This window comes from Streptomyces sp. NPDC055140 (assembly GCF_053607285.1).
In genome coordinates this window covers 1-9,271 of sequence record NZ_JBSGTG010000074.1, presented here as the reverse complement: position 1 = coordinate 9,271, position 9,271 = coordinate 1, and the positions used below count along the sequence as shown (strand labels likewise).

10 protein-coding genes and 1 pseudogene are annotated in these 9,271 nt (G+C 68.9%); 4 read left to right on the top strand and 7 right to left on the bottom strand.

Annotation, left to right across the window (positions count from 1 at the left end; genetic code table 11):
- Positions 1-113: 113 nt before the first annotated feature.
- Both ACWFR4_RS46575 and ACWFR4_RS46570 read right to left on the bottom strand, forming a co-directional pair.
- Positions 114-488: a MerR family transcriptional regulator gene (locus ACWFR4_RS46575; protein ID WP_453657770.1), complete on the bottom strand. Its 375-nt coding sequence runs from the start codon at positions 486-488 to the stop codon at positions 114-116.
- A 31-nt stretch (positions 489-519) separates the two neighbouring features.
- The gene (locus ACWFR4_RS46570) at positions 520-1,548 is read right to left on the bottom strand and encodes an MDR family NADP-dependent oxidoreductase (RefSeq protein WP_453464924.1); all 1,029 of its coding nucleotides are present in this window, start codon (positions 1,546-1,548) and stop codon (positions 520-522) included.
- A gap of 330 nt (positions 1,549-1,878) precedes the next feature.
- On the opposite strand from ACWFR4_RS46570, the gene ACWFR4_RS46565 reads away from it, so the two are divergent.
- Positions 1,879-3,222, top strand: a complete 1,344-nt coding sequence (locus tag ACWFR4_RS46565) for an MFS transporter (protein WP_453657768.1) — start codon at positions 1,879-1,881, stop codon at positions 3,220-3,222.
- A 448-nt stretch (positions 3,223-3,670) separates the two neighbouring features.
- Here the strand turns inward: ACWFR4_RS46565 and ACWFR4_RS46560 are convergent, their stop codons facing one another.
- Positions 3,671-3,976: a 4a-hydroxytetrahydrobiopterin dehydratase gene (locus ACWFR4_RS46560; protein WP_227298624.1), complete on the bottom strand. Its 306-nt coding sequence runs from the start codon at positions 3,974-3,976 to the stop codon at positions 3,671-3,673.
- 981 nt (positions 3,977-4,957) lie between these two features.
- Positions 4,958-5,692: pseudogene (locus ACWFR4_RS46555) on the bottom strand (LysR family transcriptional regulator); the annotation flags it as partial.
- 132 nt (positions 5,693-5,824) lie between these two features.
- Here ACWFR4_RS46555 and ACWFR4_RS46550 point away from each other — a divergent pair.
- Positions 5,825-5,965, top strand: coding sequence for a hypothetical protein (locus ACWFR4_RS46550; protein ID WP_453657766.1), 141 nt, complete (start codon positions 5,825-5,827; stop codon positions 5,963-5,965).
- 166 nt (positions 5,966-6,131) lie between these two features.
- Positions 6,132-6,308 carry a hypothetical protein gene (locus ACWFR4_RS46545; RefSeq protein ID WP_453657764.1) on the top strand — a complete coding sequence of 59 codons (177 nt, stop codon included), beginning with the start codon at positions 6,132-6,134 and terminating at the stop codon, positions 6,306-6,308.
- A 413-nt stretch (positions 6,309-6,721) separates the two neighbouring features.
- Here the strand turns inward: ACWFR4_RS46545 and ACWFR4_RS46540 are convergent, their stop codons facing one another.
- Together ACWFR4_RS46540 and ACWFR4_RS46535 are read right to left on the bottom strand one after the other, a co-directional pair.
- Positions 6,722-7,345: an NADPH-dependent F420 reductase gene (locus ACWFR4_RS46540; RefSeq protein ID WP_453464915.1), complete on the bottom strand. Its 624-nt coding sequence runs from the start codon at positions 7,343-7,345 to the stop codon at positions 6,722-6,724.
- Positions 7,346-7,378: 33 nt separating this feature from the next.
- Positions 7,379-8,113, bottom strand: a complete 735-nt coding sequence (locus ACWFR4_RS46535) for an SDR family NAD(P)-dependent oxidoreductase (RefSeq protein ID WP_382629034.1) — start codon at positions 8,111-8,113, stop codon at positions 7,379-7,381.
- A 144-nt stretch (positions 8,114-8,257) separates the two neighbouring features.
- On the opposite strand from ACWFR4_RS46535, the gene ACWFR4_RS46530 reads away from it, so the two are divergent.
- Complete coding sequence (locus ACWFR4_RS46530) at positions 8,258-8,869, top strand: TetR/AcrR family transcriptional regulator (protein WP_453657762.1); 612 nt, start codon at positions 8,258-8,260, stop codon at positions 8,867-8,869.
- Here the strand turns inward: ACWFR4_RS46530 and ACWFR4_RS46525 are convergent.
- A complete protein-coding gene (locus tag ACWFR4_RS46525) occupies positions 8,866-9,138 on the bottom strand; it encodes a hypothetical protein (RefSeq protein ID WP_453657760.1) in 273 nt (90 codons plus the stop codon). The genes ACWFR4_RS46530 and ACWFR4_RS46525 overlap by 4 nt on opposite strands.
- Positions 9,139-9,271 lie beyond the last annotated feature (133 nt).

Sequence of the window (9,271 nt, the reverse complement as noted above, 5' to 3'; positions counted from 1 at the left end):
CTCGGCGGAACCCGCACCTCACACCTCACCCGACTCCAACTCGCCGCCTAACGACAAGATCGCACCCACCGGTTTACGCATTTCCCAACGGAGTCATCCATGAGGGGGAGGATTCAAGCAGGTACTCCGGGCGCGAGTTGTCGGCTCAGCCGGTCGCGCAGCGCGGTGAGGCGGGTGATCTCCGTGTCCAGCGCGGCGATGCGCAGCTGCACGACGCCCGAGGCGGCGCCAGGGGTGGGGGCGGAGCAGCGCCGGTCCGGGTGCGCCACGAGGACGTCGATGCGGTCGGCGCAGGCGCGCACGTCCTCCACGGTCAGGCCGAGCCCGAGAAGGCGGCGGATGGCACGGATCCGGGCGATGTCCCGCTCGGTGTAGACCCGTTGACCGGTGGCTGTGCGGTGCGGCGGCGGGAGCAGGCCCCGCTCCTCGTAGAAACGCAGGGCGCGCGGGGTGGTTCCGGCAGCCGCTGCCGCGTCCGAGATGCGCATCCGGGGCCGTCCTCTCGTGAGTCGGGTGAGGTCAGATCTGGACGACCAGGGTCCCGAAGTGCCGCCCCTGGTACAGCTCTTGCAACGCTCCCGGCGCCCGATCGATGCCCGGCAGCGTCACATACGGATAGCTGATCTCGCCGGAGCGCAACCAGTCGGCGAACCGTGCACGCCACTCCTCCTCCACGCCCGGATGGTCGACGGTCTGGTAGCCGAGCAGTGAGATGGACCGTCGGATGAGCGCGAACGTGTCGATGGCGGCCGGTGCCACCGTGCCCGGCAGGGCCGGATCGGACTGCCCGGCCAGCGTACCGACGACCCCCACGCGCGCCCCGGGACGCGCCAACTCCACGGCGGCGACGAGCTGTTCACCTCCGACATTGTCGATAACGACGTCGTACCCGTCCGGTGCGGCGTGGGCGAGCTGCCGCACGAGACCGTCTGCACCGGGTACGACGACGGCGTCGTACCCGAGCTCCTGCCTCAGGCGCTCCGCCTTGCCCGGGCTGCGCGTGGTACCCACCACGCGCCCCGCGCCGAGCAGCCGCGCCACCTGCCCGGCCAGCGAACCGACCCCGCCCGCCGCGCCCGTCACCAGCACGGTCTCGCCCTCGCGCAGCCGGGTCAGCCGGGTGAGTGCACCATAGGCGGCCGACGCGGTGGACAGCAGCGCCACCGGATCGGGATGGCCGCCGGGCACGGCCTGCACGGCGTCCGCGTCCACCACCGCGTACTCGCGCCACCCGGCCATGTGGGTCACCAGGCTCCCCGCGGAGAAGTCCGCCCGGCCCGGCCCCGCCTCCACCACCTCGCCGACGGCGGGCCCGAACAGCGTCTCACCGGGCTTCAGCGGCGGAAACGGAAACCCCTGTGCCTTGGGGGCGATGAGCGTGCGCAGACCGGCGAAGACGAGGAAGTGTCGGTTACGTAGCAGGAGTTGACCGACGCGGGGCCGCGGCACCGGAACCTCTGCGACCCGGAAGTGTTCCGGGCCCGGCAGGCCCTCGGGCGTGGCAGCCAACTGAACTTCGAGGCCGGTCAAAAGGGCGGACGACGACATGAGCGAACCTCCGGAAGCGTCGCGTGCCCGCGCGGGGTGCGAAGGCGCAGGGACGCTAACTCCTGACGTGCGCGTGAGGGGCAAGGGGGAAGTCTCAAAGTCTGCGCCGATTGCATGTGGTGCCAAAGCGGGACGCGGGCAAGGTGTCGCTCATCCAAGGGTGAGACTGACCGGGACCCCGACAGGCGGCCGCCTGTGTACTGGCAGTGCTTCTCGTACGTACTGAAACGCCGGCGCTCGCCCGCCTTCTTGACATGTCCCCGTTCAAGGAGCACCCTCACGGCAGCCTCCCCCCATGCTGGCCCTACCGCCGAAGACAGGGGATTCACCGTGGGCACGAGCACCGAACCATCGGCCGCCACACGCAGCCACCGCAACCGTGCCGTCGTCGCCAGCACGGTGGGCACCGCCATCGAGTGGTACGACTTCTTCCTCTACGGCACGGCCGCGGCGCTCGTCTTCCCGCATCTGTTCTTCCCCGGCCAGTCCGAGTACACCGGCGTTCTCGCCTCCTTCGCGACACAGTTCGTCGGCTTCGCCGCCCGTCCCGTCGGCGCCGCGATCTTCGGACACTTCGGCGACCGGGTCGGCCGCAAGTCCACCCTCGTCATCACGCTCGTCCTGATGGGCGCGAGCACGGTCCTCATCGGCTGCCTGCCCACATACGAGTCGATCGGCCTCGCCGCACCGATCCTGCTCGTCGTCCTCCGGGTCGTCCAGGGCATCGGTGTCGGCGGCGAATGGGGTGGCTCGGTACTGCTCGCCATGGAGTGGGGGACGAGGAAACGCCGTGGTCTGATGGCCAGTTGGCCGCAGATGGGCGTGCCGCTCGGACTGCTGGCCTCAACCGCCATGGTGCGCTGGATGACCTCGGCGACCGGCGACGGCTTCGAGACCTGGGGCTGGCGGATCCCCTTCCTGGCGAGCGCCGTCCTCGTCGCCGTCGGCTTGTACGTCCGGTTGCGGGTCATGGAGAGCCCCGACTTCACGGCGGTCAAGAGCGCCCGGGGCGTGGTCCGGATGCCGGCCTGGGACGTGCTGCGCCACCAGTGGCGCGAGGTCCTCACCGCGGCGTTCGTCCGCCTCTCCGAGCAGGCCCCGTTCTACCTCTTCATCACTTTCGTGCTCACCTACGGGACGCAGCACCTCAGCCTCGCGCGCAGCGATCTCCTCGACGACACGCTCGTCGCGGCCGCCATCGGGCTCGTTTCCACCCCCGTGTTCGGCCACCTCTCCGACCGCATCGGCCGCCGCCTCATGTACGGGATCGGGATCGCCTGCGTCGCCGCCTTCGCGTTCCCGTACTTCGCGCTGCTGAACACCGGGTCGGCGGGCCTGGTCCTGCTGGCGATTGTGCTGTCCCTGGCCTTCCACGACATGCAGTACGGCCCCCAGGCCGCGCTCATCGCGGAGGGCTTCGGCACCAACGTCCGCTACAGCGGCGCGGGCCTCGGCTACCAGCTCGCCTCGGTCATCGCAGGCGGCCCGGCACCACTGATCGCCGCGGCGATCCTCGAGGACACCGGATCGAGCATCGGCATCAGCGTCTACATCGTTGGCTGCTGTGTGATCTCCTTCGTGGCGCTGCTGCTCATACCGCGGCGTACGGACTCCGATCCGAGGCCGCGGAAACAGGAGCAGGAAGCGGCGCGGAAGCGGCCGGCCGGAACGTGATCAACACCTGCCGTGCGGACGCGGGCGTGTCCGCACGGCTGAGACGCCGTACGTGACGGCCGTGCTGAACCTCCGCACGCGTCGAACTGCTTGCCGGAGCGTCGGACGCGGCAGACCCGTTCCACCAGGAGGATGCGCCGGCCCTGCGCTGGACGGCGGGCTACCACTACAGCCGGTTCCTGGCACCTGATGCACGAGGCGTCGGCCATTCCGTCTGGTCGGCGCACCCGCGTCCTCGTCGACGACGTCCGCACCACGGGCAACGCCGGCATCTGCCTGGACAGTAGCCCGGCCCACTCGGTCAGAACCTTCTCGGCGGCCTCGATGGCACGCCCGCGCTGCCGGAGTTGAAGTGGATCCCCGCCCGCGCGAGGGCCGCTTCCCAGGGCGTCAAGGCGCGACCCCTCCACCCCGTAAACGGGGTCCGCGTCCCGCTCTCCCGCCAGGTCTACGCGTACCCGCGGACGTGTGAGCCCGCCGCCTTCTCGATGCGGTGCGCCAGCTCCACATCCGCGTCCGTGAGGCCGCCGTCGGAGCGGATCACGAAGCTCACCTCATTGCCCCGGATATGGACTTCAGGGTGGCGATCAAGAGTCTTGACGTCGTAGACGATGTCTGCCACGACACTGGCGGCCCTGGAGAAGTCGTACACCTCGATGGTGCGGCGCAGGACGTCGCCCGTCCTATGCCAGTCCGCCATGTCTGCGCCGGACATTCGCTGTTCGATCTGGGAGTCGTCGATTCGGGTTGCCACGATGCCTCTCCTCCAGGTGTGGTCACCGCGTGACTGGTGCCGTGCCCTCCCCACGTGTACCGAGCCGCCACGAAACGGCCCAGGAGCGGGCCGACCCGCTTCCGATCCCCGAAGTCGGCGTTCTTGCTCGGGCGGCTTACCGCCTCCTTCCTCCGCAGCGGTCTGCTGATGACCTGCTGTGCCACCTCCGGGTTCCCCGCGGCCCCCTTCGATACCCCGCGTGAAGCCTCGGCACCCGCCCATGGTCCTCGCGCCACCCCGGGCGCGAACACCTTGTGCGAGCCGTACGTCCAGTGTGACGCATGGCCTGGGCCATTGTCCTGGCACTGTGCTGCGGGGCCGGTCGGCGTTGTAGGTGCCAAGAAGTACGTCCGTGCTGGTCACGCCGCATGTTTGTACTCGTGAAGGATGCCGGAGAGGCGGTCGTGCCGGTGGGCGTCGAGAGGCGGCGGGCGAGCCCACCGGGTAGCGCGCGTCCCGGTCGCGGATCATGTTGGTGCCCGCGTCGTGGAGTTCCATGACTGTGTTCCGGGTGAGCTGAGTGACCCGGTCCGTGGTCGGGTGTGCGGTTGCGTCGCGGTCGGGTGTGCGGTTGCGCCGAGTATCCGCACGTGTCGGTGGCGTGTTCTATGGCGGCGAGGACGGTGTGAGCGTGGGAGCGCAGCCTTGCCTTGATCGGCGTGCCGCTGGGTGGTCGTGGTGCGCTGGTTGTCGACCTCGCCCCGGTGTCCGGCGATGGCCTGGGCCACTGCGTCGGTGTCGGTGAGGGGCGTCAGGACCAAGTGCCCGATGGTGGGTTTCGAACGCGCTCGCGTCGATCAGAAACCGAGGGGCCCGAACCGCCCGGGGGATCGTGCTGGCTGTGACCGAGGTTTTTAGTTGGCGGGTGAGGAAATTAGTTGGCGGACCTTGGCCCCGTAACACTGCGTTGCGATGAGCCGGGACGCGATAGGTGGAACCTGGCCAGGCATGTTGGAACTACTAGAGACGTGTCGCAGTCCGGACAAGGTCGGCGACGGCTCTGGACCGGCTGTGCGGTGGCCAGGCGATCACGGTGGTGACTGTCGGCGCGTCCAGCACGGGCACTGCCGCGAGGTCACCATGCAGTTGGGCTCGGCACGACTCCGGTGAGACCGCGCAGGCACGGCCGAGCGCGACGAGCTGCAACAGTTGCGCGTGGTCGCGGACCTGCGGGCCGGGGCCGAGCGGGTAGGTGCCGTCGGGGTCGGGCCAGCGTGGCAGGGGCAGGCCCGGCAGCCCGGTGATGTCGGCCATGTGCACATGGGCCCGGATGGTGAGCGGATGCCCAGCCGGCAGGACCACAACCTGGCCTTCCGTGCTGAGTTCTTCGGTGTCGAACCCGGACGTCGAGTCGAACGGACGGTGCAGAAGCGCCAGGTCGGCCCGGCTCTCGCGCAGGAGTCGTTCCTGCTCGGCCGGCCCGCACAGGATGACCTCGACCGGGACCGCCCCGGGTTCGGCGGCGTACGCGTCGAGCAGTTTCGCCAGCAGTTCTCTGGACGCGCTGGCCTTCGTGACCAGGACCAGGCCAGGACGGCCGGTGGTGGCAAGCGCAGCGCGGCGGGTCCGGCGTTCAGCAGCGTCGACCGCATCGAGGGCCGCGCGGCCCTCGGCCAGCAGCACCGAACCGGCATCGGTCAGTGCGACAGTGCGGCTGGTCCGATCCAGCAGCACTGCCCCGAGTCTGCGTTCGAGGACACACTTCGATTCGTCGACTTGACCGAGATCCCTACCGCCTCAGAGTGGTGCCAGCGATGGAACGGCCGACGGCACTCCTTTCGCCACGTTAGTGAGGACGGGTTTGATGCCCGGCGGTGCGCGGTCGAGATGCTGCCAGAGAAGGCGGCGAACGCCGTGATCATGCTGGAAATCCTGATCAAGATGATCCTGTCCGACCTCGCCGAGAAGATCGCCAAGGGCGGACAGGATGCTTTGCTGGCCGAACACGCCAATCTCAACGCCTGCTGATCGTTCAGCGGCTGCTCGGACACCTGCACGCCAGTTCCACGATGCGGTCTCCGCGCTACATCCGGCGGACGAACCTGCTGGTTGCGAGGGCGATCGCGGAGTGAAGCGACCAGAACAAGACCTACACCGACTACGCGAGCCGTCTGGCAGAACGCCAGGCGGTCTGATGCCGAGACGAGGAGAACGCGGGTCCCGGCAGGCAGCGAAGCCGCTTGAGCGGGGCGGGCAGGTGTCCCGGATCGAGACGCGTGAGCTGATCTACACCAATCCCAAGGGCACGGCCATGCGGCGCGTGATCCGCCTGTCCAGGGTGGGCGAAGCCCAGCGCGGAGCGCCGCCGTAGGCGCCCTTGACCACTCGGAGCGGTCCATGGACTTCCTCATCGGGCGGCCCCACGACCCGCTTCTTGTAGCGCAGTTGGGGTATCTGGATCTTTGCATTTGAGCCTGTACCGGTCTCTGCACGTGAGCTCGTACCCCGACACCAGTGGGCGGACGCCTGGATCGCCCACCACCGGGCTACGGCCTTGACGAACAGCCAGACCTGCACGCGCGTGATCAGGCTGCTTGCCGAGTTCACCGACGGCTGCCTGGCGGCCCGGGGAGCTGGAGGCGGCCGAAGCACGACTGGACGGAGCGGTCATCGACCTGACGGAAGTGATCTTTGCCTTCGAGAAGGACGTGCAGGACCGCTACCCCACCGACTCGCCAACGGGCTCACTTGGCGAGTCCTTTCGGTGATCCGTCAACCGTTTGCTCAGATGGGAAGTTCGGTGATGCTGAGGGCGAAGTCCAAGTTCCCCACCCCGTGGTTGGCGAGGCCCACCGTGACCACGCCCGCTCCCTCCAGCCAGTGCGCCATTTTCAGGCCGCCGACGTCCAGCGGGCGCAGCCCGAGGCTCTCGATGAACGCCTCCACACCTGCCTTGGCCTGCGCATTATCGCCAGCGATGAAGACGTCGGGCCGACCCTTCTCCAGGACATGGCGGAAGATGGTGTTGAACGCCTTCACCACGCTGGCGCTGGCCGGGGCCGCCTTGGCGACTTCCTGCGCGATAGAGGTCTCCTCGCGGTGGGCTAGCCCGTCGAACGTGGAGTTGAAGGGATTGCTGATGTCGACGATGACCTTGCCCGCGAGAGCGTCTCCGTACTGGGCGACGACCGGCACGACGCCGTCGTACAGCAGGGCCACGATGACGATGTCCCCGGCCGGGGCGGTGCCCCATTCTCCCGTCGTGGCGCTGCCGCCGAGGGCCTTGGCCAGGTCAGCGGCCTTGGACTGATCGCGGCCCATGACCTCGACGGTGTTGCCGCCCGCTATTGCCCGCGTGCCGATGGTGCGGGCCATGTTCCCGGTGCCGATGATGCTGATGTTACTCATGAGATTCCCTGCCCTGGTTGTGTGTTATTCGCTTTAGATGGCGGTGGTGCCGCCGTCGGCGACGAGTTCCATGCCGTTGACGTAGCTGGAGTCGTCGGAGGCGAGGAAGAGGGCGGCGGTGGCGATTTCGTCGGGGCGGCCCATCTGGCCGCGGGGGATGAGGGATTCGAACTGGCGCTTGGTGGCCTCGTCGAAGAGTTCTTCCTGCTTGGCGGTGGCGACCTGGCCGGGGGTCAGGACGTTGACGCGGATGCGGCGGTCCTTGAGCTCGTTGAGCCAGACGCGGGCCCATGCCTGCTGGACGGCCTTGCTGCCGGCGTAGACGCTCCAGCCGGGGAAGGCGCCGAGGGAGGCGTTGGAGCCGGTCATGAGGATGGAGCCGCCGTCGTTGAAGAGCGGGAGGGCCTTTTGGACGGTGAACAGGGTGCCGCGGGCGTTGAGGTAGAACGCGGCGTCGAAGTGGGCCTCGGTGATCTCGCCGAGCGGGGCGGGCTCGCCCCCTCCGGCGCTGGCCCACAGCACGTCGAGGCTTCCCTTCTCCCGCTTGACGGTGTCGTACAGGCGGTCCAGGTCGTCCAGGTTGGCGGCGTCGCCCTGGACGCCGGTGACGTTGCGGCCGATCTGCTTCACGGCCTCGTCCAGGGCGTCCTGGCGGCGGCCGGTGATGAAGACGTGCGCTCCCTCGTCGACGAACAGCTTCGCGCCGGCCAGCGCCATCCCGGTGGTGCCGCCGGTGATGACCGCGACCTTGCCGTCAAGCTTTCCCATAGTCGTTCCCTTGGGTCGGTGGTGCCGTGTGTACCTGGGGCGACGGTGCTATGTACACCGCCCTGTGTGCTTACGGTACGGGGCAGGCGGCCGGTACGCAAACTATGTACACCGGTCGTTACCCAGCTGGAGTACCATGGACCCATGACGGAGTTGGAAAAGGGCCCCACGGGCCGCCGCCGCGGCCGGGGCGCCCGCGAGCGCATCCTCAGCGCGTCCCAGCAACTGTTCCGTGAGCAGGGCATCAACCGCACCGGCATGGACCAGCTTTGCGCGGCGGCCGAGGTGTCCAAGCGCACGGCCTACCAGCACTTCGGCGGCAAGGACGAACTCGTCGCCGAGTACCTGCGCCGGTTCGACCCCTCAGTTCTGTCCGGCGTGTTCGACCGCACCGACCTCACGCCCCGCGAACGGCTCCTCGCCGCCTTCGACATCCCCCCCACCACCCCCCTGTGCCCCTACATCGCCGCCGCCGTCGAACTCCACGACCCCCAGCACCCCGCATCCCAGTACGCACGCGACTACAAGAAAGCCGTCGCCGCGCGGCTCGCCGACACCGCCCGCGAAGCCGGCGCCGCCGACCCTGAACAGCTCGGTGAGCAGCTCGCGCTGCTCATCGACGGCGCCGCGGCCCGCACCCGGGTCCTCAACGCCGACGCCTTCCCCACCGCCGCCGCCATCGCCGCCGTCCTCATCGACAACGCCATCCCCGCCACGGCCAGCGATGACCGGCGACGGGAGGAAGCGTCAAGTTAACGTGGCACTCCGCGGCCGGGCTGGACGCGCTGCCGGTCGCGCGGCTGCACCCGCTGGTACGCGACACCGGCCGCCCGGCAACTGGCCCGGACCTGCTGGCTTTTACGGAACTGGCCGCCCGCCTGCTGACGGCCGCAGTAGAAGCCGCCGGGGAGACCGGCGATCCCCGAGGGCTTCAGGAGTTCGAGGCCGTCATCCCGGCCCAGGGCACTGGCGCGCCGCGGTTCGAACAGGCGGCTGATCGCATAAGTCCGTACGCGGTGGCGCATGAAGAACTCGTACGCAGCTGGGGGGTTGTGAAGATGCGGGTGGGGCGCCCGCGCCCCCGGGGGGGGCCCCCCCCCAAAGGGGGGGGTGGCGGTAATAACCAAAACAAGCCACCCAGACACAAACAAATAGTGT